Source organism: Candidatus Krumholzibacteriota bacterium (genome assembly GCA_034520215.1).
Lineage (GTDB): Bacteria > Krumholzibacteriota > Krumholzibacteriia > Krumholzibacteriales > WJIX01 > JAGHBT01.
The window spans coordinates 839,818-865,328 of sequence record JAXHNR010000002.1 but is presented as its reverse complement, the minus strand read 5'-3'; the positions used below and the strand labels follow the sequence as shown (position 1 = coordinate 865,328).

The 25,511-nt window shown below is 45.2% G+C and carries 25 protein-coding genes; 8 read left to right on the top strand and 17 right to left on the bottom strand.

Translation table 11 applies throughout. The features are described 5' to 3' along the window. Window positions 1-104: 104 nt before the first annotated feature. The 5 genes from U5O15_10405 (at window position 105) to U5O15_10385 (ending at window position 7,182) form a co-directional block, all read left to right on the top strand. Window positions 105-587 (top strand): ferritin family protein, encoded by a 483-nt coding sequence (locus U5O15_10405; protein MDZ7861054.1) that lies wholly within the window; start codon window positions 105-107, stop codon window positions 585-587. 305 nt (window positions 588-892) lie between these two features. Then, on the top strand, window positions 893-2,815 hold the full coding sequence (locus tag U5O15_10400) for an aconitate hydratase (GenBank protein MDZ7861053.1): 1,923 nt from the start codon (window positions 893-895) through the stop codon (window positions 2,813-2,815). Window positions 2,816-2,834: 19 nt separating this feature from the next. Next, window positions 2,835-4,124, top strand: a complete 1,290-nt coding sequence (locus U5O15_10395) for an ATP citrate lyase citrate-binding domain-containing protein (GenBank protein ID MDZ7861052.1) — start codon at window positions 2,835-2,837, stop codon at window positions 4,122-4,124. A gap of 3 nt (window positions 4,125-4,127) precedes the next feature. Beyond that, a complete protein-coding gene (locus tag U5O15_10390; protein MDZ7861051.1) occupies window positions 4,128-5,975 on the top strand; it encodes a citrate/2-methylcitrate synthase in 1,848 nt (615 codons plus the stop codon). A 13-nt stretch (window positions 5,976-5,988) separates the two neighbouring features. After that, window positions 5,989-7,182, top strand: a complete 1,194-nt coding sequence (locus tag U5O15_10385) for an isocitrate/isopropylmalate family dehydrogenase (protein ID MDZ7861050.1) — start codon at window positions 5,989-5,991, stop codon at window positions 7,180-7,182. Between the two features lie 225 nt (window positions 7,183-7,407). Here U5O15_10385 and U5O15_10380 read toward each other — a convergent pair whose 3' ends face one another. The 4 genes from U5O15_10380 to U5O15_10365 form a co-directional block, all read right to left on the bottom strand. Beyond that, window positions 7,408-8,736, bottom strand: a complete 1,329-nt coding sequence (locus U5O15_10380; GenBank protein MDZ7861049.1) for a replication-associated recombination protein A — start codon at window positions 8,734-8,736, stop codon at window positions 7,408-7,410. Between the two features lie 94 nt (window positions 8,737-8,830). Then, window positions 8,831-9,868 (bottom strand): class II fructose-bisphosphatase, encoded by a 1,038-nt coding sequence (gene glpX / locus U5O15_10375; GenBank protein ID MDZ7861048.1) that lies wholly within the window; start codon window positions 9,866-9,868, stop codon window positions 8,831-8,833. Window positions 9,869-9,882: 14 nt separating this feature from the next. Further along, window positions 9,883-10,311 carry a hypothetical protein gene (locus tag U5O15_10370; protein ID MDZ7861047.1) on the bottom strand — a complete coding sequence of 143 codons (429 nt, stop codon included), beginning with the start codon at window positions 10,309-10,311 and terminating at the stop codon, window positions 9,883-9,885. Between the two features lie 172 nt (window positions 10,312-10,483). Then, window positions 10,484-10,960, bottom strand: coding sequence for a hypothetical protein (locus U5O15_10365; protein ID MDZ7861046.1), 477 nt, complete (start codon window positions 10,958-10,960; stop codon window positions 10,484-10,486). 268 nt (window positions 10,961-11,228) lie between these two features. Between U5O15_10365 and U5O15_10360 the strand changes: the two genes are divergently transcribed. The 3 genes from U5O15_10360 to U5O15_10350 are packed head-to-tail and all read left to right on the top strand — an operon-like array spanning window position 11,229 to window position 13,498. Beyond that, window positions 11,229-11,693: a PTS sugar transporter subunit IIA gene (locus U5O15_10360; protein MDZ7861045.1), complete on the top strand. Its 465-nt coding sequence runs from the start codon at window positions 11,229-11,231 to the stop codon at window positions 11,691-11,693. Window positions 11,694-11,720: 27 nt separating this feature from the next. After that, window positions 11,721-12,170 carry a CBS domain-containing protein gene (locus U5O15_10355; protein ID MDZ7861044.1) on the top strand — a complete coding sequence of 150 codons (450 nt, stop codon included), beginning with the start codon at window positions 11,721-11,723 and terminating at the stop codon, window positions 12,168-12,170. Between the two features lie 2 nt (window positions 12,171-12,172). Continuing rightward, the gene (locus U5O15_10350) at window positions 12,173-13,498 is read left to right on the top strand and encodes an ArsB/NhaD family transporter (protein ID MDZ7861043.1); all 1,326 of its coding nucleotides are present in this window, start codon (window positions 12,173-12,175) and stop codon (window positions 13,496-13,498) included. A gap of 155 nt (window positions 13,499-13,653) precedes the next feature. Here U5O15_10350 and U5O15_10345 read toward each other — a convergent pair whose 3' ends face one another. From U5O15_10345 to U5O15_10285, 13 genes are all read right to left on the bottom strand, one after another. Then, the gene (locus tag U5O15_10345) at window positions 13,654-14,184 is read right to left on the bottom strand and encodes a periplasmic heavy metal sensor (GenBank protein ID MDZ7861042.1); all 531 of its coding nucleotides are present in this window, start codon (window positions 14,182-14,184) and stop codon (window positions 13,654-13,656) included. Continuing rightward, a complete protein-coding gene (locus tag U5O15_10340; protein MDZ7861041.1) occupies window positions 14,181-14,708 on the bottom strand; it encodes a hypothetical protein in 528 nt (175 codons plus the stop codon). The genes U5O15_10345 and U5O15_10340 overlap by 4 nt, the downstream gene beginning before the upstream one ends. Then, a complete protein-coding gene (locus tag U5O15_10335; GenBank protein MDZ7861040.1) occupies window positions 14,695-15,147 on the bottom strand; it encodes a zf-HC2 domain-containing protein in 453 nt (150 codons plus the stop codon). Before U5O15_10335 ends, U5O15_10340 begins: the two co-directional genes overlap by 14 nt. A gap of 61 nt (window positions 15,148-15,208) precedes the next feature. Continuing rightward, window positions 15,209-15,778: a sigma-70 family RNA polymerase sigma factor gene (locus tag U5O15_10330; GenBank protein MDZ7861039.1), complete on the bottom strand. Its 570-nt coding sequence runs from the start codon at window positions 15,776-15,778 to the stop codon at window positions 15,209-15,211. A 6-nt stretch (window positions 15,779-15,784) separates the two neighbouring features. After that, the gene (locus U5O15_10325) at window positions 15,785-16,630 is read right to left on the bottom strand and encodes an MBL fold metallo-hydrolase (GenBank protein ID MDZ7861038.1); all 846 of its coding nucleotides are present in this window, start codon (window positions 16,628-16,630) and stop codon (window positions 15,785-15,787) included. A 192-nt stretch (window positions 16,631-16,822) separates the two neighbouring features. After that, entirely contained in the window at window positions 16,823-18,085 is a 1,263-nt protein-coding gene (locus U5O15_10320) for a pilus assembly PilX N-terminal domain-containing protein (GenBank protein MDZ7861037.1), read from the bottom strand. A gap of 33 nt (window positions 18,086-18,118) precedes the next feature. Further along, window positions 18,119-21,100: an SdrD B-like domain-containing protein gene (locus U5O15_10315; GenBank protein ID MDZ7861036.1), complete on the bottom strand. Its 2,982-nt coding sequence runs from the start codon at window positions 21,098-21,100 to the stop codon at window positions 18,119-18,121. Window positions 21,101-21,106: 6 nt separating this feature from the next. Continuing rightward, complete coding sequence (locus tag U5O15_10310; protein ID MDZ7861035.1) at window positions 21,107-21,517, bottom strand: hypothetical protein; 411 nt, start codon at window positions 21,515-21,517, stop codon at window positions 21,107-21,109. Then, window positions 21,504-21,989: a GspH/FimT family pseudopilin gene (locus tag U5O15_10305; GenBank protein MDZ7861034.1), complete on the bottom strand. Its 486-nt coding sequence runs from the start codon at window positions 21,987-21,989 to the stop codon at window positions 21,504-21,506. Before U5O15_10305 ends, U5O15_10310 begins: the two co-directional genes overlap by 14 nt. 345 nt (window positions 21,990-22,334) lie before the next feature. Next, a complete protein-coding gene (locus tag U5O15_10300) occupies window positions 22,335-22,712 on the bottom strand; it encodes a hypothetical protein (protein MDZ7861033.1) in 378 nt (125 codons plus the stop codon). Window positions 22,713-22,780: 68 nt separating this feature from the next. Further along, window positions 22,781-23,584 carry a DUF4097 family beta strand repeat-containing protein gene (locus U5O15_10295; GenBank protein MDZ7861032.1) on the bottom strand — a complete coding sequence of 268 codons (804 nt, stop codon included), beginning with the start codon at window positions 23,582-23,584 and terminating at the stop codon, window positions 22,781-22,783. Between the two features lie 120 nt (window positions 23,585-23,704). Then, a complete protein-coding gene (locus U5O15_10290) occupies window positions 23,705-24,478 on the bottom strand; it encodes an MBL fold metallo-hydrolase (GenBank protein MDZ7861031.1) in 774 nt (257 codons plus the stop codon). After that, the gene (locus tag U5O15_10285; GenBank protein MDZ7861030.1) at window positions 24,478-25,332 is read right to left on the bottom strand and encodes an SAM-dependent chlorinase/fluorinase; all 855 of its coding nucleotides are present in this window, start codon (window positions 25,330-25,332) and stop codon (window positions 24,478-24,480) included. The genes U5O15_10290 and U5O15_10285 overlap by 1 nt, the downstream gene beginning before the upstream one ends. Between the last annotated feature and the right edge of the window lie 179 nt (window positions 25,333-25,511).

Below are 25,511 nucleotides of genomic sequence, written 5' to 3'. Positions count from 1 at the left end.
GCGGGAACTGATTTTCAAGCGCTGTTAAAAAATCAGGTATACCCCGTGTCAGGTGTGAAAAAGATAAATTCAAAGAGACTCAGAAGCTTAAAGAAAGGTTGACGATGGAAATACTGGAGTACGCTATGCAGATGGAGAAAGACGGGGAAAACTTCTACAGAGAAATAGCCTCCAGCACCAATGACGCGGGGTTGAAAACTATCACAAATATGCTCGCTGATGAAGAGGTTAAACATTACAGGTTACTACAGAAGATGAAAGCTGATGAATATGTAATGACCGAGACGACCATCCTGGAGGACGCAAAAAATGTCTTCAGCGGGATGCAGGGCGGGAAGTATGTAATTGACAAGAAGGATGACCAAATTGCCGTTTACCGGGAAGCTCAGGATATAGAAAAGAGAAGCCGGCTGTTTTACGAAGAGAAAGCCGCCGAAACCGACAATAAAGATCAGAAGAAACTATTTGAACGGATTGCAGAAGAGGAGCGGAAACATTATTTCCTGCTGGAAAATATAATTGAATTCGTTTCAAGGCCGGAGAACTGGATAGAGAACGCCGAATGGAATCACTTAGAGGCGTATTAACACGAAGCGGAACCGTATAAAAGATTGACTGGCCTTGTGATCCACGGATTGATATATCGACAGTACCCTTCGTGACGCCGGCGGGATAATCAGACATTAGAGAGACTATTAACCCGGATTATCGAGGTGTCCGGTTGAACAATAAACTCCATTCCCACCGCTTATCACAATTAATTCTGAAAATATTCAAGAATTATTTGCTATTTGAATTCATTTTATTATAGTCCTGTTGCATGAGCTTTTTAAGCATGCTGATTGTCAATTTTTAACTGTAATTGCCAAGCTTAAAACAGGAGGAAATGAGCATGGGCAATACTATCACCGAGACGATATTGAAAGATCATATCGTCGAGGGAGAAGCAGCGGCGGGGGAAGAGGTCGCGCTGAAAATAGACCAGACCCTCACGCAGGACGCGACAGGAACAATGGCCTACCTGCAGTTCGAAGCGATTGATATTCCAAGGGTAAAAACAGAATTGAGCGTAAGTTATGTTGATCATAATACGCTTCAGTCTGACTTTAAAAACCCGGACGACCACCGCTATCTGCAGTCGATAGCGCAAAGGTACGGCCTTTACTTCTCCAGACCGGGTAACGGAATATGCCACCAGCTCCATCTGGAGAGATTTTCTGAACCCGGCAAGACACTTATCGGCTCCGACAGTCACACACCGACAGCCGGAGGAATAGGAAGTTTCGCGATTGGCGCCGGCGGACTTGACGTGAGCGTATCAATGGCGGGGCTGCCTTACAGAATCAAATATCCCAAAGTCATGGGCATCAAACTCACGGGCAAATTGCCCGACTGGGTAAGCGCCAAAGACATTATACTTGAAGTATTGAGAAGAATTGACGTTAAGGGAGGCGTAGGATATGTGCTGGAGTATTTCGGTCCCGGAGTAAAATCTCTCAGCGTACCTGAGAGGGCTACTATTACCAATATGGGTACCGAAACAGGCGCGACAACGAGCGTATTCCCAAGCGATGAAATAACAAAGGAATTTATGGAAGCTCAGGATCGAGGAAATTCCTGGATAGAACTTAATCCGGGAGACGATGCTGACTATGATGAAATACTCGAGATCAATTTAAGCGAGTTGGAACCACTGGCGGCAATGCCTCACAGCCCGGGCAAGATTAAAACGGTCAAGGAACTTGCCGGAATGGAAGTTCAGCAGGTTGCTATCGGTTCATGCACAAATTCCTCACTGCTGGACATGAAAAAAGTTGCCGGTATTCTAAAGGGTAAAACAATCTCTGATAAACTTCACCTGACGATCAGCTCGGGTTCCAGACAGGTAGTTGACCACCTGATTGAAAGCGGCGAAATGGCCAATCTCGTACAAGCAGGCGCGCGTATCCTGGAGAACGCCTGCGGACCTTGCATCGGGATGGGAGCGGCTCCTCCTTCCGGCGCCGTTTCAGTAAGAACATTCAACAGGAACTTCCTCGGAAGAAGCGGGACGAAGGATGCCGACATCTATCTTGTAAGCCCCGAGACCGCCGCGGCGACAGCTATAAGGGGAGTACTGACAGACCCGAGGGATCTCGGAGAGTACACCGAAGCAAGTATGCCGGATAAATTCAACATTAATGATAATATGTTTCTGCCTCCTCTTTCTCCGGTCGCTTCTGAGAAGATCGAGATAATCAGAGGTCCTAACATAAAGCCGTTGCCAGACTTTCCCCCTATACCCGGCAATCTCGAAGGGGAAGTGCTGCTGAAAGTTGAAGACGACATTACGACCGACCACATCATGCCGGCCGGAGCAAAGATACTGCCTTTCAGAAGCAATATTCCGGAAATTTCAAAATTTGTTTTCGGAGTAATAGACGACACCTTCCCGAAACGCGCCCTCGATAAAAAGGGCGGTTTTATTATAGGCGGAGAGAACTACGGGCAGGGCTCAAGCAGGGAACACGCCGCTATCGCCCCTAAATATCTTGGTATAAAGGCGGTAGTTGTCAAGTCCTTCGCGAGGATTCACCTGGCCAACCTTGTTAACTTCGGCATAGTCCCCCTGACCTTTAAAGATCCGGACGATTATGACAAGATCGATCAGGGAGATGATATCTCGATAGAGATAGGCAGCTTCGACAAAGTTATAAAACTTAAGAACAAAACCAAGGGGCTCGAGATAGAACTTGAGCATTCCCTTTCCGATCTGGACAAAGAAATACTTAAGATCGGCGGAAAACTGCCCTGGGTTAAAAAACAGGTAAAATAAAACAAAGAGGTGTTTTGATATGGCAGAGAAAGGAATAAGAGAATTCGACGCTAAGAGAATGATCGCGAAGGGATTGAGAGATTTCACCGGGAACGGACTTAAACTCTCAACAAAGCAGGTGCTGGTAACGCCGGAGACCGACATTGAAAGCCTTTCCGGCGAACATCCCTGGCTCGAAAGCGAGAAACTCGTAGCCAAGCCCGACCAGCTTTTCGGCAAACGCGGCAAGAACAATCTTCTACTCGTAGGCAAAGACTGGAAAGATGTAAAGGCCTGGATAAAAGAACGCATGAATAAAGAGGTTACTATTACCCAGACAACCGGAGAAACAACAGGTGTCCTGACACACTTTCTTGTGGAAAAGTTCTTTCCCCACGAAGAGGAATATTACCTTGCAATAACTACCGGCCGGGAAAGCGACACAATTCACTTCTCCACAAAGGGAGGGGTAGATATCGAAGAGGTTTGGAATTCGGTGTCTACATTGGAAATACCGATCCTGTCAAGTATAGACGAAATGGATGTCGCGGGTTTTCTGCCTGAAGAGCTCGGTGATAAATCAAAGGAAATGGAGGAGTTCATCAAAGCTCTCTACAAGATGGCGGTGGACTATCATTTCACATACCTGGAATTCAATCCGGTTACTTTCGTTGACGGCACCATCGTTCCTCTCGATACTGTGGCAAAACTGGACGACTACGCTTCCTATCAATGCGCGGAAAAATGGAACGGCGTAGCATTCCCCAGTTCATTCGGTCTTAAAGGAACAAAAGAAGAACAGTATGTAAATGAACTTGACGAAAGAACAGGCGCTTCGCTGAAGCTTACGGTTCTCAATCCCAAGGGACGTGTCTGGACACTTGTCGCCGGAGGCGGCGCCAGTGTTATATTTGCCGACACGGTGGCGGACCTCGGGTTCGCGGGAGAACTTGCCAACTACGGTGAGTACAGCGGTAATCCCTCGAGAGAACTCACCTATGCTTACACAAAAACCATACTGAAGCTTATGACGGAGAAAAAAGACAGCGAGGGAAAACCCAAATTCCTGATAATAGGAGGCGGCATAGCAAATTTCACGGATGTTGCCAAGACCTTCACGGGAATAATTGACGCTATCGAAGAGTATTCGGACGCGCTCAAAAAGACAGACGTCAAGATATATGTAAGAAGAGGCGGCCCTAACTATAAAGAGGGTCTCGCAAATATGAGAAAGATGGGAAAGAAACTTAATCTGCCTGTAGAGGTCTACGGTCCGGAAACGCATATGACGGAAATTGTTTCAATGGCTCTGCAGGGGAAAGAGGTGTAAACAATGGAAGAATACGAACTCTTTGACAAGAATACGAAATCCTTTATCTACGGCTCTCAATCCATAGCCGCTCAGAGAATGCTTGATTTTGATTATCTTTCCCATAGGGAAGAACCGAGCGTTGTCGGATTTATAACACCATCCGGCGGAGGTTATTACAAGCTTTTCTGGGGAACAAGGGAGATACGTATTCCGAGGTTCAGATCTGTCAAAGAAGCAACGGATAAACATCCGGAGGCGGATGTAATGGTTAATTTCGCCTCTGAACGCTCGAGCGCCGATTCAACAATGGAGGCTCTCGAATCCGATACTATAAGAACCGTCATCATGATTGCCGAGGGTGTACCTCAGAGAGACACACGCAAAATAGCGGCCTACGCGAAGAAAAAGGGCAAGTGGGTAATAGGCCCCGCCACGGTTGGAGGTCTTAAACCCGGTTGTTTCAAAATAGGAAACGCCGCTGGAACGATACAGAACATAAGGGACACGAAACTTTACAGACCCGGCTCAGTGGGTTTTGTTTCAGTTTCAGGCGGTCTCTCAAACGAGGGATACAACATCGTATCTCTGAACACTGACGGCATCTACGAAGGTTACGCTGTGGGAGGAGATGTATATCCCGCGACAACCCTTCTCGACCATCTGCTGAGATATGAAAAGAATCCGAAGATCAAAATGATGGTAGCACTCGGAGAACTTGGCGGCCGGGATGAATACGAAATCGTCGATGCGATTAAAGACGGAAAACTCACAAAGCCCCTTGTAATGTGGGTCACCGGAACTTGCTCAAAGATGCTTCCGGGGGGCGTTCAATTCGGACACGCGGGAGCAAAATCGGATTCGGAAGATACTACCGCGGAAGCGAAAAACAAAGCCCTTAGAGAGGCCGGAGTGGTCGTGCCGGATTCGTTCAACGACTACGGCGAGAAAATAAAGGAGACCTTTGAAAAGCTTAAGGCTGAAGGGAAGATCGAGGAGAGAGAAGAACCCGACATTCCCAACATACCGATGGATTACAAGCAGGCCGTGGCTGAGGGGATCGTTAGAAAACCCACCAGCTTCATATCAACAATCTGCGATGAAACGGGAGACGTGCACAACTATTGCGGTGTGCCTATCGACCGCGTAATCAAGGAAGAATACGGTATTGGCGGAGTGCTGGGTCTGCTCTGGTTTAAAAAGAACATGCCTCAATACGCCCGGGATTTCCTGGAGCTGGTAATTCAGATAGTAGCGGATCACGGCCCGGCCGTCTCAGGAGCTCACAACACGATAGTTACCGCGAGAGCCGGCAAGAGTCTGATAGAGTCGATAGTCAGCGGAATAGTTACCATAGGCCCCAGGTTCGGAGGCGCCGTAAACGGCGCGGCGAAACACTTCAGCTGGGGTATGCAGAACGATATGGCTCCGAGGGATTTCATTAACGCCATGAAAGAAAAGAATATTCGTATTCAGGGTATAGGCCATAGAATCCACAGTGTGGACGACCCCGACGTACGCGTTGAGATTATGGTGAATTTTGCCAGAGAGCATTTCCCGAAGACCCCTCTGCTTGATTACGCTCTGGATGTCCAAAAGGTCACAACCATGAAAAAGAACACTCTTATCCTCAACGTTGACGGTTGTATTGGAGTGCTCTGCGTTGATCTTTTGAAGAATCTCGGGTATGAAGACGGCGAAATTAAGGAAATGATCGATATGGGATTTTTCAACGCTCTTTTCATCATTGGAAGGACAATGGGCTTTATGGGCCACTATTTCGATCAGAAAAGACTCAAGACGGGTCTTTACAGACACCCCTGGGACGACATACTCTATGATGTCCCTGACGAACCTGAAAAAGTAGAATGAAAGAGGTGACAAAATGAGCACAGACGCCATTGAAAAAGCCAAAGAGCATTTCGGCAAATTAATGAAAGAACAGCTCGATCGCGTTGAAATGATGAAAAAAAGCGGAAGCAAACCCGACTATAAGTCCTTAAAGCCTTTAATAATAGGATTTGTAGGAGGCGACGGCATAGGTCCGTTTATAGCAAAGGAAGCCCGCAGAGTATTGAACTTTCTCTTAAAGGACAGCGTGAAATCCGGCAAGATAGAATTGAGGGATATCGAGGGCCTCACTATCGAAAACAGAGCAGAAGTAATGAAAGCCATACCGGATGATGTACTCGAGGAAATCAAGAAATGCCACGTCCTGCTGAAAGGACCAACGACAACACCTAAGAAAGGCGATAAGTGGCCGAACATAGAGAGCGCCAATGTTGCCATGAGACGTGAGCTTGACCTCTTCGCTAACGTAAGACCGGTAAAAGTGCCTAAAGACGGTATAGACTGGATTTTCTTCAGAGAGAACACCGAGGGGGCCTATATACTCGGCAGCAAGGGTATAGATGTCACAGAAGACCTCTCAGTGGATTTCAAGGTTATCACTAAACAGGGCTCTGAGCGTATACTCAGAATGGCCTTTGATTACGCCAAAAACAACAACATCAACAAAGTGACAGTAATTACAAAGGCAAATGTCGTTAAGGCTACTGACGGAAGATTCCTTAACATGGCCGAGCAGGTCGCTAAAGATTATCCTGAAGTTGAGTGGGATGACTGGTTTATAGACATTATGACGGCAAAATTGATCGACCCGGCCAGAAGAAAACAGTTCAGAGTGATGGTTGCTCCCAATCTCTACGGTGATATCATAACAGATGAGGCCGCCCAGTTCCAAGGCGGAGTGGGAACAGCGGGAAGCGCTAATATAGGAACCCGCTACTCGATGTTCGAAGCAATCCACGGTTCCGCTCCAAGAATGGTGGAAGAAGGCAGATCCAAATACGCCGATCCGGGGAGTATGATGAAAGCCGCTTCAATGCTTCTAAACCACATAGGTTTCACTGAAGATGCCAGAAAACTGGAAATGGCTCTGGAGATCTGCGTACAGCACGAGAAAAAAGTCGTTCTCACCGGAAGAGACGACGGCGCCACAAGCGAGGAATTCTCCAATTACGTAATGGAGACCATTCAGGATCCTAAGCTCGAAAGTAAATGGGAGAGCTATAAGTAAGATGCCGCACTCTTATAATCAGGACCTTATTACCTACCGGGGTTCACCTTAAGCAAACCAGAAGAAAAAGGTGAACCCCTCTTTTTATCTTACAATTAATTTTTATTTCAGGTTCAGAGCTTAAAGTTCTACGGCGGCTTATTTCAAAATGTATCAGGCATCTTATTTAACCGTTATTCATACAAAAAATAACTGCTTATAAAATCAACTTTTTCTGTCAAGGTTCTATTTATCGGTTTTCTTTTTCTCCCTGAGCCGGCGCCAGTATTTTATCCTTTTAATTATCTCTCTTTCAAACCCCCTTCGGGCGGGATGATAATATCGTCTTCCAGACAACTTTTCGGGAAAGTATTCCTGAGTTACAATTCCCTCCGGCGCGTCGTGAGGGTAGAGATAATCCTTTCCATACCCTATCTTCTTCATAAAAGAAGTCGGGGCGTTCCTCAACCAGAGAGGAACGGGAAGCGGGCCGTGCTCCTTGACATCCTCCGCGGCCTTAGAATACGCCCTGTAGGCGGCATTGCTCTTTGGCGACACGGCAAGATAGGCTGCAGCCTGGGCGAGAGCGAGTTTGCATTCCGGAATCCCCAGAAACTCAACAGCCCTCTTGGCGTTTAAAGCTACTGAGAGAGCATCGGGGTCAGCGTTGCCAATATCCTCGGAGGCGAATCTTACCAATCTCCGCGCTATATAAAGGGGGTCCTCACCCCCTTCCAGCATTCTTGCAAGCCAGTAAATAGACGCGTCAGGGTCTCCTCCCCTGAGACTCTTGTGCAAAGCCGAAATGAGATTAAAATGCTGCTCCCCATTCTTGTCATAAAGAGGACTGGCCTTTTGCATCGAATCCTCTATAATTTCTTTCGTTATAACCAGCCTTCCCCGTTCATCACTGAATGATTCAACGGCCATTTCCAGAGCGTTAAGAGCTGACCTCGCGTCTCCGTAAGAAAGATGAACAAGATAACGCAAAACTTCCTCAGAAATCTCTATATCTCTTTTGCCGAACCCTCCTGTTTCATCTTCAAGCGCCCTTCTAAGTACCGCTTCTATATCATTTTCAGAAAGGGGCTTTAGAATAAATGTTCTACATCTTGAAAGCAGAGGAGATATCACCTCAAAACTCGGATTCTCGGTCGTAGCCCCTATGAGAATAATAATACCCTTTTCCACGTGAGGCAGAAATGCGTCCTGCTGGGCTTTGTTGAATCTGTGTATCTCATCGACAAAAAGTATTGTTCTTTTTCCGCCGGCGCTCAGACGTCCCCGGGCCTCGGCTATTATCTTTCTGACATCTGCTATTCCGGATGTAACCGCAGAGAAAAAGATAAAAACAGCGTCAACAGATTCCGCGATAAGATGAGCGAGTGTTGTTTTTCCACACCCGGGCGGCCCCCAGAAAATAAGTGAAGATTCGAGTTTGCCATTCTCGAGAATTCTACGAAGTACCCTGCCCCGGCCGATAATATCTTCCTGCCCAACAAAATCTTGCAAACTGCGCGGCCTGACTCTTTCGGCCAGCGGAGCTTCTATATTATTTTTAAAGAGACCGTTCATTTTTACGCTTTCTCCGGTTTTCCCGCGGACAGAAAAAAACTTCGAAGCTCACCGCCGGAAAAAAGAGTTTATTATTACTCTAGCGGCAGACAATCTATTTAGAATAATCAGGAGTTTTATCAAAGAAATGTTCAGTTCTAAGGAATCTTACAGTCCCCGACTGGCTTCTTAAAACAACGCTGTGAGTGAGAGCCCCGCCGGGTTTGAAGATCGTACCTTTCAGAAAAGGACTTAATGAGACTCCCGTAGCGGCAAACATTATATTATCACCTTGAATAAGGTCTGTTTTATCGTAAATTTTTTCAAAATGCTCATCTTGCCCGCTTTTAGAGTTTTTCTCAGCTTTTGCCTCTTTGCCACTTTTCGATCCATCCCTGCCTTTTCTCTCTATCGAAAAAGTGTCATATTTCTCAGGTGTAATTTCACCGGGAGGTATAAATTGAGCCTGCAATCCCCCGCCCAGACATAACAGGGCGGCGGCGGCAATTATCCCCTGCGCGGAACTGCCTATTCCCATAACAACGTCAATACCGCTCGCGGGAATTCCGGTTGATATTGAAGTGGCAAGATCACCTTCCCGTAAAATAGCGATCCTAGCGCCGGACCTTCTTACTTCATCGATTATTTTCTTGTGCCTGTCGCGCTCAAGAACAACGACTGTAAGATCCTCCACATATACCCTCTTCGATTCAGCTACACGAACAAGGTTATCAAACACGGAATCATTAAGATCGATAGAGCCAATCGCTTCCCGGCCGACGGCGATTATCTTCATAAAATCAGAGGGGTATTCTATTATAGTATCTTTCGGCCCAATAGCGATAGCTGAAATAGAATTCGTCTGACCGTTCGCGAGCGATTCACGGCAGTCAAGAGCATCGAGCGCGATATCAACTTTCAGCTCACCGTCTGTACCAACCCTGCATCCCGGATAAAGAATGGCGTTATCCGCGCTTGGTTTTTCTCCGATGATTACACGGCCGTCCATCTTAACGTTCTTGATCGCCTGCTGCATAGCTTTTACAGCCGCGATATCCGCCCCCTCCGGATCCCCTTTACCAAGAAACCGGGCGGCCGCAAGAGCCGCCGCTTCAGTAACTCTGACCATTTCCAGTGCTAAATTACGCTCCAATTTCAAACTCCTTATTACTGATCTTCAGGTTCTTCATCTAACACGTTTGCCGTCTCAGCGTCCTGCTTCTTTCCATCCCGTTCGGCAATAATCCTTTTATTAATCTCCTTTGCCATCTGGTATTGATGGAAAGCGAAAACCACGGGCAGCACAATATATGCCAGCCCAAATGTCAGCGGTATGGCGAATAGCTGGATTATAAAGGTAAGCCAGAACCAGTTCCACTGTTCAAGGTATATATAACCCACAGGTCCAAGCAGTATCCAACCAAGCAGAAATCCCATCGAAGAGGCGGCGCCGGGATTTTTGGTCTCATTAGGAATCTTCAATTCAGTCAATTTGCGGCTCTGTTTCGAAATTCCCGGAGAATCCTGTTCTCTCCCGCAATATTGACAGAATTGATCTCTTTCTCCAATTTCCCCGCCGCAGTATCTGCAAAACATATCTAAACCTCTCTTTTAGAACCTACTATTAATACGGTTCCAAAAACAGAATTGTTTCTGATTAACAGGTATATGCTACAAATATCTTGAGGAAAAAACAATCATTTATTTGATAAATCCCCGGAAAGATTGATTGTTGAACTAATCGACGCGGAATATAGAGCAAAAATGATCAGATATTACCCCGATTACCAATTTTATGTCTTAACTTTCCCAGAAAAACGTTGAGAGGATTCTGTCTCGGAAGAAATGGTATAACCGGCTTTCTTCTTATACCCATCGAAGAGAGTTCCAGCGCGGCCGGGGCATTAGACCTGTCCATAGAATATCCTTTGAGAAACATCCTCCGCGCCTCGTCTTTTCTATTATCTTTCAGTAGAACCCTGCCTAAATTAACATAAAGAATCGGTTCAGTCGATAAAGAACGGACAGCTTCAGCGCATAAAGATTTCCCTTTGACTACATCGCCTTCCACCGCCGTACATAGCCCCAGATAAGATAAATAAAAGGGATTATCAGGCGCGATTTTGACAGCTTTCTCCAGATATTCTCTGGCGCCGGAATGATTTCCCCTTTTTATACTTTCCCTTGCTTTCAGAAAATAATTTCTTGATTCATATGTTTCTTTTTCTTGAGTCGCTTGTACCATTTACCTGCTGATCTCCAATCACTTAAAAACATACAGTGCTATTTAAGAACAACCATCACCTCCGCAGATACCACCCTTTGAAAAGGTGCAACATTCATTCCCTGCGCCTTGAATAACAGAAAGATGACTGGAAATATTCATATAACCGGTTCAAATGATCTTTTATGTATATCTTTATAAGGAGAAACTCCGCTGTTATAATAATTTGACAATTAGTAATCAAACAGATAGGTTTTATTACTGTATAATGCGGGTTAAGGAATTAAGCATGAAACTTTCGAAAAAAATCAAAAAATCCGCGGTAAAACTCGAACTGCAGTCCTATAGCAAAAGGGATGTCATTGAGGAATTGGTGGTTCTACTTTGCGGGTGCTACAAACTTGACGAGCGCAAAACAATACTCGAAGCTGTCCTAAGAAGAGAGGCCGGTCAGAGCACCGGCGTGGGAATGGAAATCGCCGTACCTCACGCGAAGACCCCCGCTGTAGATAAACTCTACGTCGTATCCGGACTTTCGGAAAAGGGAATTGATTTCGATTCAGTTGACGGCAAAAAGGTCAGAATCTTCTTCCTTCTTGTTTCACCGCGGGATGTTTGCGGCCCCCACATAAAGGCCCTGGCAGGTATCTCGAGACTGGTAAAACACGAAGAATTCAGGGCTTCTCTGCTAAAATGCACTACGGCCGGAGAGTTTATCAGGACCGTCAAAGATGCCGAGAAAAAGTATCTGTAGGATTACCACATCGGAGGTTTCAGCCTCTTGGAAATAAAAAACTATATAACGAGGGATTTTCACTCCGCAGGGCCGGAAACACCCTTTAAGGATATCGCGAGAATATTTTTCGAGACGGGAGAATCTGTGATTCCCGTGACAGATAAAGAGGATACCCTTCTCGGAATAATCAGCATTGATGATTTCATGCTTATATTCCTTCCCGATTATATCGATCTGATAAAGGATGTTGATTTTATACACAGTTTCGGAGCCCTGGAGAAAACTTCATTTACTATAGAAGAGCTCCTCTTCGTGGCGGAGGACCTGATGAAAGAAGATCCGCCCGTACTGGAAGAAAATGACAGTTTTCTAAAAGCAATAGCCACACTCCACAGACACAATCTTTCACGAATACCTGTCGTAAAAGGAGATAAACTCACGGGAATGATAAACCTAAATGATATCTGCCGGGGCATCTACGAAAACAAAGGTTAAGTATGACAGCACAGACTATCATCGCTATAGCGTTGTTCATCTCCTCATACATAATTATTATCACAGAGAAAATTCATAGAACAAAAATAGCAATTATGGGGGCAGTGCTCCTTATATGTTTTCACATTATTACTCAAAGTGAAGCATTTGAATACATTGACTTTAACACCATAGGGCTTTTGCTGGGCATGATGCTGCTGATAAGTGTAATTAAAGACACCGGCGCTTTCACCTATGTTGCCATATTTATAACTAAGAAAACAGGCGGCAGCAAATGGAAAATACTTCTCTGGTTTTCCCTTTTTACCGCCCTGGCTTCAGCTCTTCTTGATAACGTAACTACGGTTCTTCTTATAGCACCTATAACGATACTCATAGCTGAAATGCTCAATATATCGCCGTTTCCTTTTCTCATCGCGGAAATTCTATCGGCGAATATCGGAGGAACCGCCACCCTTATAGGCGACCCTCCAAACATATTAATAGGAAGCGCGACAGATCTTTCATTTGTGGATTTTCTCGTACATCTCGGGCCCGTGTCAGTCATAATTTTCCTTGTTACTCTCGTTATTTTCAAAATAATCTTTAGAAAAGACCTGAAATCAGATCAGAATGACAATGAAAGAATCATATCAGAAATGAACGAGGCAAAAGTCATAAAAGACTCTGTGCTTCTGAGACGCAGCCTGATTGTGCTCGGATTTACATTGGCTGGATTCCTCGTTCACAGCTTTATTCACCTTAAACCGGCAACCATCGCGCTTGCCGGAGGAGGAACGCTTCTGGTCTGGAGCGGAACCGACATCGAGAAACACTTGAAAGAAATAGAATGGACAACGTTATTCTTCTTTATGGGACTCTTCATCCTCGTCGGAGGACTTGAAAAAACAGGTGTTCTGAGATACCTGGCTGAATCAATTATCCAATTGAGTGACAACATGCTAGTCCTCTGCGTCAGTATACTCTGGATATCAGCCCTCGCGTCTTCATTTCTGGATAATATCCCGTTTGTAGCGGCCACTATCCCCCTGATTACAAGGATCGCAACAACACTCTTTCCGAACACTCAGGGACTTGATGAAGCCGCTTATCATATATACTACATACATCATTCTCTGCCGCTGTGGTGGAGTCTCGCGCTCGGCTCCTGCCTCGGAGGCAACGGAACGATAATCGGAGCGTCAGCAAATGTAGTTATCTCCGGCTTCAGCGAGAAGACAAAGACCCCCCTTAATTTCAGAAATTATTTCAGATACGGATTCCCCATTATGCTCGTATCAATTACCATTGCCACCGCCTATCTGCTTACCAGATATCTTCTGTTTTAAAAACTTTCTTTTCCGTCAATTCCATATAAAACACAAATAGAAAGTGTCTGGGGTTTAACCACCAGACACTTTCATTGGTATTACGATCTGTCTCTTACAACCTCGGGCGGGGAGTTTATTCTTTTATTAATTCATCTTAAGCATTTTCCCGCCGCCTAGGACCTGCGTCCTCTCCTTTCAGCTTCCGGGCATTCACCTCTTTTTTTATGCATAGAAGATCCTCTATGACCTCTGCTGAATGCTCCTTCTCTTTTGCCACACATTTGATTATTACCCATTCCGTGTCTTATATGCTTTCTGAGAAAGAGTTTCCATTCTTTTTCAGGCAGAACTTTCTTCGCTTCGAACAGGAATCTTATTCTTTTCTTGTGAAGTTCACCCTTAGCCGACGCCATCTTCCCCGCCAGTTTTTCCAGTTTTTCCGCTTCAGGGGTTTCATTTATCATTTCAGCTTTCATGTCGAGTTTTATTTTCTTGATCTCAGCTTTAAGATCAACCAATTCGCGTTCATTCTCCAACTTTAATTTATGAAGCGCCGAGGCATGCTCGCTGTCCAGCCCGGCCATTAAACATGATCTATCCCGATCCGCTCTCCTATAGCAGTTTTTAGATTCATCAGCCATAAGGGGTGAAACAACAAATGCCGTTAATACAAGAACGATCATAAACAATTTAAAAGTCCTCATTTTCTTACTCCTTTTCCGGGAAATTCAGGATGTCCGGGAAAATGTCTTCCTGCTCTTCTCATCCCCATCCTGTGAAACAACAATTTATTGAATCTCTCCTTCTCAGATTTACTGAGAAGTGAATTTACGCGAAGGAGCCTTCTTACCAGAATCTTTTCGAGCCCATTCTGAAGAGAGGATATTTCGTCAACCTTCAGCATAAGTTCTTCCTCGTCCGGCTGTGATCCCTGTAAGAGTTCTATAAGCTCAATTCTCGCCTTTGCGATCCTGTCCTCGATTTTCCTTTCTTCGCCTGTGAATTTACTCATTTCAACAACAAAGCTGTCTGCTTTTTCAGGATGAAGACCGAATCTTCTCGCGAAGTGTCTGCAAGTACGGGGACCCGGGCACTCGGGAGACCTATTTAGAACACTCACGGCATCGCCGCTGTCCGGACGCAGAATAAAATAGCCGAAAACCGCCAGCACAGCCACATTGAAAGCGAGTGAAATAATAACAAGAATACTGAGTTTATTCCTGTTCATATTCGCCTCCCTCTGTTAAGGCCGCGATAAGCTGTCCCGTTGAACCGGGCGGATAGTTGGCAAGATACTCCACCCGGAAAATATCATCCTCGAGGGGATCTACCCGGGGGACTGATCTTTCTGCCAGGAAATTGCCAACTCCCGCTCCAGCGAGCATAACAAAGACAGCCGCCGCTGACACCGCCAGTTTTGCCCAAAGACCCAGCTGAAACAGATGGTCTTCTTCTCTGATACCGGACATTATGCCTTCAAGAAGAGTAGAGGGAGGCTCAACCTCTTCGATACCTTTATGAAACTCTGAAATAGAAGCAAGAGATGCCCTCAGCCGGCTGCATTCTTGACATTGATTAAGGTGCATTTTGAGTTTCTTACTGTCATCTTCAGAAATCTCGCCGTCTATCTCTCTTGAAATCAGCTTATGACACTCTTTACATTCCACAATTTACTCCTTCTATATAGTACAAACGCAAAAGGGGCTAAAAACTTGCAAAAAATATTTTTTAACTGCCTCTTTGATCGAGAAACTCCTTGAGTTCAACCAGGAGAATCTTTCTCGCGCGAAAGATCATCGATTCAACTGCTGAAATACTTTTTCCCATTATTTCCGCTATCTCTCTGTATGAGAAACCTTTTTTGACTCTAAGGTCAATAGCCGCTGAAAGGTCAGGAGGTAATTTTACAAGGGCTGCTTTCAGACTCTCTTCGAGCTCGGAGGCCTGAATATCCAGAAACTGGTCTCTCCCGTGTGGTAGTTCATCGGAAAGTTTTCCGAACTCCTCCTCTTGATCGAAGGGTATTACGGTTCTATTCTTCTTTTTCCTGGCGAAACTGATTGCCAGATTTGAGGCAATTTTATAAATATATGTTTTAAAAGAAGATCTTTTCCTGTATTTTCCCGAACTCTTATACAGATTCAGAAAGAGTTTCTGAGTCAGGTCCTCAGCGTCTTCCCGACTGGCCGTAGAGCGGAAAAAGAAATTATACATGGGGCTTTGATAACGCTCTACAAGCTCACGAAAAGCGCGCTTGTCACCTTCGGCTGTCATAAACATCAGTTCAGTATCATCCACTGAGCTTTACTCCATATCAACCTGCCGTGAGATTTCAAAACTTCCCCTGTCATTTCTTTTTACTTTACACGCCGCTATAACAGGGTCATGCTCGAAGAAAAGGATCCACCCCTCGTCCGCCGCTCTGGCTAGGATTTCCTTCTTCTCACTTAAAGTAGTAAGCGGAAAATGATCATAAGCCATAATATAGGGAAGGTTGATGTGAGAGGCGAGGGGAATAAGATCACCGCAGTAAAGCAGATTCCCATCAGAACTCTCGACTAGTATTATCTGATGCCCGGGTGTATGCCCCTCTGTCGGTATGAGTTTGACGCCGGAAATTATCTCTTTTTCTCCTTCAACAAGAGAAAGTTTACCCTCTTTCTCAACGGGCAGATAGTTTTCCTCAAAAAAACTCGCCCTGTCCTTTTCATTCGGGTGAAATGCCGCTTCCCACTGCTTTTTCTGAATATAGTGACACGCGTTGGGAAATGTGAGCACAAGCTCTCCATCGTCGTTATATCTTGTTAATCCCCCGGCGTGATCAAAGTGGAGATGAGTGGATATAACATCGGTGACAGATTCAACATCCAATCCCTCGGATTCAAAAACATACTTTAGATCCTTACACCTTACGCCGTAGTTTCTAACCATCTTCTCGCCCAGTTTTGTTCCCGCGCCGCTGTCGATTACTATCTTCCGGCCCTTCCCCTCAATGTAGAGTATCCTCATATTCATATCTATTCTGTTATTATCATCCGCCGGATTAGTCTTGCTCCAGAGAGCCCTGGGAACAACTCCAAACATGGCGCCGCCGTCAAGCAGCAGCGTCCCGGCGGTTACGGGCTTGAGAAAAAAATCACCGAGTTTCATTATTATCCTCCAATAATTTCTTTAATCCATCAATGCTGTCGAATGATAATATGGCATTATGGAGAATTTATCAAAAGATTATTCGGAATAAAAAGCGCCGGAAGGATTAACCCTCTATATTCGATATTACCCCTAAGGTCACCCTTAAGGTAATATCGCATCTATCTTTCTGAGAGAAAAGTATCTGTCTTTCTATAGCTCACGCCAGGAAAGCACCATACAGGGCATCGCGCCGCTCAGGGCATTTGATATCGCATCTTTGCTGTATAGAACAGCCGCGTTACCGGCGCTGAAGTTCCAGTCGGATGTACCCCTGACCACAACGCTTCCAAGTATCCAGGGCGTGCCGGTAAGGTGCAGATCTCCTTCCACGTATATGAGCCCCCTGAAGGTAAACGAGCCGGCTCCCTGCAGATCTCCGTTTACATACAAAAGGCCGGAACCCACAAGATTGCTGGTAACATTAGCATCGCCGTCTATATAAGTTATCCCTGTAAGGGGATCAGTGATAGACGTGTTGTCGGCTTTTGAAAGAAGCTCATTGACTTCACCGTTGCTCATTCCAAGAACCTCCGCCAGAGAATAAAAAGGGTTGCTCGAGGAATCGTCTATTGGAGAGGGATCACCACTCACATCCGCGGAGCCCTTTACCTTGACATCGTCACCCGAAGTTGTAACACCGGGGAGATTGCCGCTGCTTAGATGCCAGGAGTAGCAGGCATTAGGTTGGGTTCCCACGGGTGTGTTCAGATCGTGATTGTATCCGCAGAAGGCGCAATTTCCAGTCAGTCTTACCGCCTTATCACAGTAAAGAGACCCAAGAGTACGTACCATAATGGTTCTCTTGGTAACTTCAGCCTGAATTTCTCTCTCCGCGCCGTCTCTTTTTCCGGTTACTGTAATTACTTCCACCGGAAAACCTGAATCAAAATTCTCCGGGGGAACCTTGACCGGGTCATACCTTACAATCTCGTTGGCATCTCTTACTCCGTCACCGTTCCTGTCCTCCCATTTGTGCTCGATCGTGAGTACTCCGTCAGTTCCGCTTGCCTCACTGTATTTCAGATAGGGGTTGCTGGGATCCTGAATAGTCCCCGTAGTTACAACGCTTCCGCCCCCCGCCGGAGCCCCAGCCGGCGTAGTAAGGTATAAACGAGTCTCCCAGTTGGGATCATACGGATGCGCGTCACCAATGGCGGCGTTCCCTGTCCAACCTCCAACCGTAACATTCGTTGGATCTGAAAGAGAAAGCCTGTGAATCGCTTCACTAAGACCCGCCTCAGCCACAAACAATGATTGTGTGTTAACTCTCTGGTTTCCGGATATTTTAGTATCCATGGATGAAACACCCGCCAGTGTAGCCCCTATTACAGATACGGCAAATAAGACTAAAAGTGTTACTACGAGAATATAACCTCTGTCATCATTACTGCTTCTGTTGATTTTTATCTTCATTTTTTGCCTGTCCTTTTTGCTGAATTATCCCTGTTACAAATCACTTCCGAAGAACGCCACAAGTTTACCCTGAGTAGCTGAAGAACGCGTTCCCACTACAATATCCGGCCTGCTGTCCTTGTTGAAATCTCCCGTGTCAATCGAAATAATTTCGCCCGCTTCCGTCTTGTTGATCTGTATCCCGCTTTCGGGAAGTGTTCCATAAGCCGGGAGTACGTAAATATTTCCCGTATAACTCGATGAACTTCTCGTACCATAAGTTACATCCGGATAAACATCATTGTTCACTCTTATAACTGCCATGCTCAGAACTTCTCCTCCAGCGTCGACGTAGTCACTCGGAAGCCGGGGAGTCGTCTCCGGTTCAAAAGTGAGTCCCAGAGTGTCCGGAATACCGAAAATACCGGCTTCGTTATTCCATAACATTACCCTCCCGTAACTATCACCGGAAGATACTCCCGCTATTATATCTTCGTCTCCCAGGTCATCTTCATGCATATCGTTCATAATAATATCGTTAACAGCTCCGAAAGGCTGGTATCTGGCATACCAGCTGAATGTACCTGACGCGTAACCATCGTTTAAATATATATCAATATAGCCGGCGTAATCGGTTTTGTGAGATCCAACGATCACATCTTCGTCTCCGTCACCGTCGACATCGGCGGCTTCGACAGCCCAGATCGGCGCGAGATTGATGCCGCCCGAGGATCCGGCAGTTGTAACGTACTGCCCTGACGTAAAAACACCACTTCCCCATCCTTGAAGAACTTCAAAACCCCCGGATGTACCGATTGGAGATTTCAACCCTACGAGTATGTCGATATTTCCGTCCTTATTGAAATCCGCCATTTTACTGTCCATAACCTCGTTAGTCCCGCTGGAGATATATTGAGCATCGGGAGTAACCCCCAGAATTCCGCCGCTCCCGGTGTGCCAGAGTTGAATGTTATTGCCCGTACTTCTGTCAAGACCTGTTATTATATCGTGAACACCGTCGGCATTTATATCCCAATCGTCCATTGTGTTGATATTATATCCGGCGTCTCTTTTGTAATCCGGGTCGGTGTGAAAAAGTTCACCCACCGGAGTAGTTGTGTTTTCCCATCTATTAAGAAAAACAAGCATGTTGCCTATCCCCGTTGTCAAGGCCGTACCGAGGATTATATCCTGATCATTCTTGCTGTCTTCATTTAAATCCGCGGTGCATACTGAAAGTACACGCTCAGTATTTGAAATGTGAATTTCAACGAAATCCTGTCTTTCCTCAAGTACGTCGCCGAAATTACGGACCACCACTGTGTCCGCTTTAATTTCAATATCCGCGTAAACATTCACGGTAGTAGACAAATAACCGACAGGGTCAGTCTCGGTAACTGAGTATGTATTGGGTTCAAGACTGAATTTGTAATAACCGCTTGTATTAGTAACGGTGCTATCTCCGTTGGATACCCTGATAGTGACGTTTGCCAACCCTTCTTCACCAACATCGAGTATTCCATCTTCATTTGTATCAAGAAATACGGTACCTTCAAGCGTTCCGGTAACCGGCCCGGCAAAATCGCCGAAATTCACTACAACAGTATCGTCTTGAGCCGCTATAGAGGCTGTAGCTGAGTTTGGAGTCGTAGATGAATACCCTGTCTTATCAGTTTCAACCACTGTGTAGCTTCCCATTTTAGCTGTAAACGAATAATTACCGTTTACGTCGGTATTGGCCTTTGATCCGTCATCGAGTGATATCAGCACTCCTTCAATTCCGGGCTCCGTTAGTTGCTGAACTCCATTCTTATCAAAATCTTCGAATACAGTGCCCTTTATCACTCCAATAGGATCGTTTGCAAGATCTCCAAAATTAATTATTTTTGTCTGTCCCGCCGTCAGGTTCACAGTTACAAGGTTCGGAGTAGTTGAACTGTAATCCGGGGGATCAATCTCCTGAATAGAGTAGTTACCCGCGGAAAGAGGAAAGAAATATTTTCCGTAACCGTCAGAAAGAACTTTGCGTCCCTGTCCTGTCAGCTGTATTTCTACCGATGGAATTCCTGTTTCTCCAGGGTCCTGAACACCGTCCCCGTCAGCATCGTGAAATACCGATCCCCTCACCAAAGAGCTTGCCATAGAAGAATTTCTGACGTGAACTTCCGATTTCATCGTAACATTGAGAAAACCGCCGTTGGTTTCATACTGCTTATCGTATGTATTTGATTCACTTATCGCTGTAACTTTGACTCTTCTTATGTTATCCACAACGTTCTGGGAAACCGGTGATATCGATGTAATTTCTGAAGTTTCCAGTTCTCCGCTGTTGTTAGTGTCTCCCCATAACAGATCGTCGGTGGCCGGATCTTCATCGTGATCATAATAGTACTGAAAAAGAGGCTGCGGAATTTTCCAGGTGGGAGATAAATTAGGCCCCCTTATAATGGCAATTTTTGATTCCTGCATTACATTACTGGAAGATCCGTCCGATCCGTATCTGTTCATTTTCAATACAAACAGATTTTCATTCTCTCCGTCTTCTTCCGGGTCATCACCCCGATCGGATGATGTAATATCCCCGTCCCCATCTGAATCAAGTGTAAAAACCACTGTTTCAGCGTCAGAGTCGTAACTTTCAGAGGGGGCATAAAGAATGCTTCCCGAATAAGGCACAGTGTGAGGAGTGCCCGATATGTCTATCGATTCCAGGGGAGCTTTTCCGCCCTTGACCTCACCATTGTCAATATCAGCGTTAAAAACAATCTGATACGGACCGGCGTGTATTATCGGCTGCTGTCCTCTGAAATAATCCAGGTCCGACCCTGCCTGCCTCAGATGTTCGGTTATGCAGTCAAGAGCTATCCTTGAATTCTGCTGAGCGGACGCGTATTCGGAAGTGCGGCCCGAGGACTTAATGAAAAGAGCGAATATACCCGTAACGGCAATAAGTATAATTCCCGTAACGAGAATACTTATAACCAATTCTACCAGCGTGAAACCTCTCTGGACATTCAATTCTCTGAAAGTAGTCATAGTAAATCAACGCCTCGATGTAATGTACGTGGTTAATGTCGCGGAGCTGTCAGAACTTCTCGAATTAAAACTTACAGTAACATTCACTTCTTTCATGCCGCTAACCGGAACGTTGTCATTAATATTCCAGCTTCGCGTAAAGTGGTTCTGGAGAGGATTCTGCGGATCTGTGTGACTCCCTGAAGCAAGGTCGGAGTGATCGAAAGGAACCGCTGAAAGCTCCTCTATTTTTCCCCTGGCTAAATTAGTAGCAAATGTAATATTTCTTGATTTTGTAGTTGAGAAATTACTTACGGGAAGTATCCGCATCGCGGCTGTTATACCTATGGCGAATATCAAGATCGCCATTATAATCTCTATAAGCCCTATTCCCTCTTCTGAATTAAACATATCCTGATTCCTCTCAATCAATTTCAATATTTCCGCTGCCCCCCATAACTCGAATATTCTTTACGCTGTTTCGATCATTCTTTATAGTGATAGTACCGCTGTTTCCTGTTTCTCCCTTACTTTCAAATGTAAGAGTATTTCCGGACAGGGTGTGTGCCGCGATTCTTATTCCCGGCGCCATTTCCTTTGTTCCGCTCATGTACTCGTCCGTGTCTCTACCTCCATCCCCGTCATCGTCTTCGAAGTAGAAGTATGTGTTGTTACTCAAATCGAATGAAAATACCACGCTTGTATTATTCTTGACCGCCGCGGAACGTGCGCATCTGAGTGTGCTTATAAACTCCTGTGTCTCTCCGTTGAGCTTCCATGACTGCAGGAATCCATTAATGTTAGGAAGTGCCATGATCGCGATAAGCCCCATAACAGATATGACTATCATCAGTTCTACAAGAGTAAAACCGCCTCTTCCGCAAAAATATGAACGCTGATTTATTTTCATACATACTCACCCTGTAAAAAGCGCTTGCAATTTCAATGCCACGGAGTTACCGATCCTTTAACCTTATTTTTAACAGTGAATACGTATAGACTGTGCCGTATTGGAGATAATCGAAGATAGACGAATAATGCAAAAAGAGAGTTTTTTTGCGATTTTAATGTAAAATTGCAAAGAACAGGCCGGACAGGCGGCTGTAATCCGCCGTATGGTACAGAACTATATATACTTCAGGGACAGATCCAATGGGGAATTAAAAATATTCTGCATCTATTTGGAGATTTCAATTATCATAATAGAAATCCCTGGATTCAAGGTCTAAATAGAGTATAGAGAAATATAACCTTCTTAACCTCCGTAGATATGACTGTGAGCAATATCGCCAATTACAGGAAGCCTGCATACCCTTCTATGAATCGACTGATACATTATATATATCCACGATACGACAAGAACAAGGGCTACAAGTTCATCCAGAAACGAAATCCAGGAGATAATTGCCGCTACAACGAAAGCCACCCCGAAAAAGACCCAGAAGAGAATCGATTGAACCGAATGAAACCGGAGCAGGTTATTCCTTTTCTCAGCGAATAGAAAGAAGAGCCCGCCTATGACAGGAATGAAATAAGCCAGCATACAGGCAATACCGATTGGAACGGGAATGTCGAGATCTGTGTCAATGTTTACTTCTTCACCCGTGTCATTAATTTTCTTGTCTTCTTCCATTTTCTGCCTCCTCGTTAATCTTTCTGCCGGTTATACAATATACGACTGATTACTCAATTATGTTACTATTATTTAACAGATTCCACAATGATTTTTCCTCTTATGTTTGAGAGATTAATTCTCCCCTGGCCGCTTCCGAATTTCACTACCGCGCGGTCGTACTCTTCTATATCCGGTTTTACAGTATCGCCGATGTCGAGCTCGACACGGCCCTTATCCGACCGGGCTGTTAATACCGCGCTTATCTCTTCATTAAGAAAAAGATATATTTCCCCTGACCCAACCCGGAGATCCAGCTTACCTTTCCACTCGGGAGCAGACAGCTCACACCGGATCTCGCCCCTTGAGACTTCAGCTTTTCCGTTTTCACAGAGAGAGTTTCTGATGTCAATGTCACCGACGTCTGTTTTAAGCAGAAATGTGTCTTTAAGAGTCTCCGCGGCGATATCACCTGCCGATGTAAAAATTTCAATATTAACACCTGAGGGAATTAAAATTCTATAATCTATCAGGATGCTGGTTCTCACTCCCAGCCTATAGCTGAACAACCCGCTCAGGCGCAACCTCGGAAGATCAGTTTCTACAGATATTTCTTTATTCTTCTTCGACATATCGAACACAATTTCACGGAAAATCTCTATTGCCTTCGATTTTGAAGGCGCTCTCACCTTAACAGCCGCGTTAATTTCTAATGAATCCCCCTTATAACCTTTAAGATAAACTGACCCCGCCCTGTTTTTCAGTCTTAACTTCATGGAGCTGCCGGCTTCGAAGCTTCTCCTAACATCCTTTCTGAGTATATAGGCCGGCGCCGAAGAGACAAAAACAGATACAAGAAAAATGAAAATAAACAGGGTTCTATAAATTCTCATACAAAAACTCCCAGACTACAGATCTTTTAAGTAAATCTCATCCTTCCCCTTATCAGACAGGGCAAAACCTCTTTCAAAGTGCCGAGGAACTCAAAACAAACTGACATTGAATATTTAAGATCATTCCGTATTATCTGTCTCAAGGGTCATTCCATCTTCTCCCACTATAATCTCTCCATCATATCTGCGCCTTATTGACCTCTTCATATCTTCTTCCCTCTGGGACGGATACATATGCAGAATAAGCAGTCTCAGAGCTCCGCACCTGGAAGCCAGAAGCGCTACATCAGAGGGGGTCATATGTCCCGCGGCGGGGTTATCATCGGGAAAAGAACACTCGGCGGCAAGTATGTCCGCCCCTTTCGCGAATTCAACAACAGACTGATTAAATTCCGTATCTCCGGTAAAAACAAAAGTTGAACCTTTATATTCCGCCCTGTACATAAGCGCTTTCTGTGCGCCGTGTTCAGCCCGCCCAGTTGAAATGACAAGATCTGAAAATTCAATTCTATCACCGGCATGAACTTCGTTTACATTGAAAAAACGGGTCGCTTTACGATTGGATGGATACAGATCGTGCCATTTTCTGATAAACTCCCCTATTCCCTCGGGGGCGTATAGATGAAATTCTTTTCTTTCAGGAAAACCGGCATCGTTTATGACCGCAGAGAAGATATGTCCCAGGCCCAGGGTGTGGTCAGGATGAAAGTGCGTAATAAAAATGCGGTCCAGCTCACTTAGCGAGAACCCGTTCACTACAATTGCTTGGGGAATGGAGGGACCGCAATCGAAAAGGATAACCTCACTATCTGTTTCAAACATGATAGCGGTCGGTTTTCTTCTCGCAGAAGGTATGATTGTACCTGAGCCGAGAACAGTAATTCTATAACCCATTATTTTACACCCTTATCCGGTAATCTGAGAGAAAAGAGATAAACTTCAATAGATTCCTTGTCTTCATATCCAAGATACTCATAAGCGCTTCCTCCGTTTACGGCAATTTCAATATACCCCCAGCTGTTCTCAAGCGCTATTAATTCTCCTGTTTCCCCTTCTGCATAATATCTTTTCAGACCTTTAGTTTCTCTCCCCGCGGCCTTTATTACACATTCTTTCCGGGGAATAGTCCCCCCGAACAGTTCTCTTAAGTAATCTGCGCTTATATTCGTAATAATATTCCCGAATGTATCTACGTGAACTACTCTGCCTGATATTTCATTATTTTTATTTATGAACGGTTCCTCCCGGGGAATGGTCAGAATTGAAGGAATAGATTCCCCAATTTCGTCCGGATTGACGCCAAGAGAAAGATGAGCTGCAAGAGGGGCGAAGAGATCTCTCCCGAGAAAAGTAGCTCCGCGCCTCTTCTCCGCGACCCTCCCCTGTTTAACCGAAAATATGCCCTCAATACGGCTCCTTTCACAAACCCGGGTAATAAGACCGTTATCAGGAGCGACAAACAGGTAATCTTCTGTCTGAACTATAATATTCTTTCTATCTCCTCCAACCCCCGGATCAACAACACATAAAAAAACAGTGCCGGGGGGAAAATAATTGAAACTTGCCCCTAGAACGAAACCACCCTCGGAAATATCTCCATGGGATATATCGTGGCAGAGGTCGATAACTACAGCTTCGGGGTTGATGCCGAGAATCACGCCTTTCATCACACCCGGATACCAGCTTCCTGTTCCGAAATCTGTAAGTACGGCTATTATCCTCTTCTCTATTCTTTTATTTTCAGGCATAGCTAAACCAAAACTCAATCTAATTGCAAAGGGCGGATAAACAGGGGGCAGGAAACTTCGATATGTTCCCCGTAAAAATCATCCCTTTCGCCGGCATTTCGCAAACGCCAGGTCCATTGCAAGCGCTCTTTTTTTCTTAAATTCAGTCAGCTCCCGCAAACCGCTGAATAAAAATATAT

Coding starts and splice junctions, on each gene's coding strand:
- U5O15_10405 (MDZ7861054.1), top strand. CDS start 105: ATGGAAATACTGGAGTACGCTATGCAGATGGAGAAAGACGGGGAAAAC.
- U5O15_10400 (MDZ7861053.1), top strand. CDS start 893: ATGGGCAATACTATCACCGAGACGATATTGAAAGATCATATCGTCGAG.
- U5O15_10395 (MDZ7861052.1), top strand. CDS start 2,835: ATGGCAGAGAAAGGAATAAGAGAATTCGACGCTAAGAGAATGATCGCG.
- U5O15_10390 (MDZ7861051.1), top strand. CDS start 4,128: ATGGAAGAATACGAACTCTTTGACAAGAATACGAAATCCTTTATCTAC.
- U5O15_10385 (MDZ7861050.1), top strand. CDS start 5,989: ATGAGCACAGACGCCATTGAAAAAGCCAAAGAGCATTTCGGCAAATTA.
- U5O15_10380 (MDZ7861049.1), bottom strand. CDS start 8,736: ATGAACGGTCTCTTTAAAAATAATATAGAAGCTCCGCTGGCCGAAAGA.
- U5O15_10370 (MDZ7861047.1), bottom strand. CDS start 10,311: ATGTTTTGCAGATACTGCGGCGGGGAAATTGGAGAAAGAGATCAATTC.
- U5O15_10365 (MDZ7861046.1), bottom strand. CDS start 10,960: ATGGTACAAGCGACTCAAGAAAAAGAAACATATGAATCAAGAAATTAT.
- U5O15_10360 (MDZ7861045.1), top strand. CDS start 11,229: ATGAAACTTTCGAAAAAAATCAAAAAATCCGCGGTAAAACTCGAACTG.
- U5O15_10350 (MDZ7861043.1), top strand. CDS start 12,173: ATGACAGCACAGACTATCATCGCTATAGCGTTGTTCATCTCCTCATAC.
- U5O15_10345 (MDZ7861042.1), bottom strand. CDS start 14,184: ATGAGGACTTTTAAATTGTTTATGATCGTTCTTGTATTAACGGCATTT.
- U5O15_10340 (MDZ7861041.1), bottom strand. CDS start 14,708: ATGAACAGGAATAAACTCAGTATTCTTGTTATTATTTCACTCGCTTTC.
- U5O15_10325 (MDZ7861038.1), bottom strand. CDS start 16,630: ATGAAACTCGGTGATTTTTTTCTCAAGCCCGTAACCGCCGGGACGCTG.
- U5O15_10320 (MDZ7861037.1), bottom strand. CDS start 18,085: ATGAAGATAAAAATCAACAGAAGCAGTAATGATGACAGAGGTTATATT.
- U5O15_10315 (MDZ7861036.1), bottom strand. CDS start 21,100: ATGACTACTTTCAGAGAATTGAATGTCCAGAGAGGTTTCACGCTGGTA.
- U5O15_10305 (MDZ7861034.1), bottom strand. CDS start 21,989: ATGAAAATAAATCAGCGTTCATATTTTTGCGGAAGAGGCGGTTTTACT.
- U5O15_10300 (MDZ7861033.1), bottom strand. CDS start 22,712: ATGGAAGAAGACAAGAAAATTAATGACACGGGTGAAGAAGTAAACATT.
- U5O15_10295 (MDZ7861032.1), bottom strand. CDS start 23,584: ATGAGAATTTATAGAACCCTGTTTATTTTCATTTTTCTTGTATCTGTT.
- U5O15_10290 (MDZ7861031.1), bottom strand. CDS start 24,478: ATGGGTTATAGAATTACTGTTCTCGGCTCAGGTACAATCATACCTTCT.
- U5O15_10285 (MDZ7861030.1), bottom strand. CDS start 25,332: ATGCCTGAAAATAAAAGAATAGAGAAGAGGATAATAGCCGTACTTACA.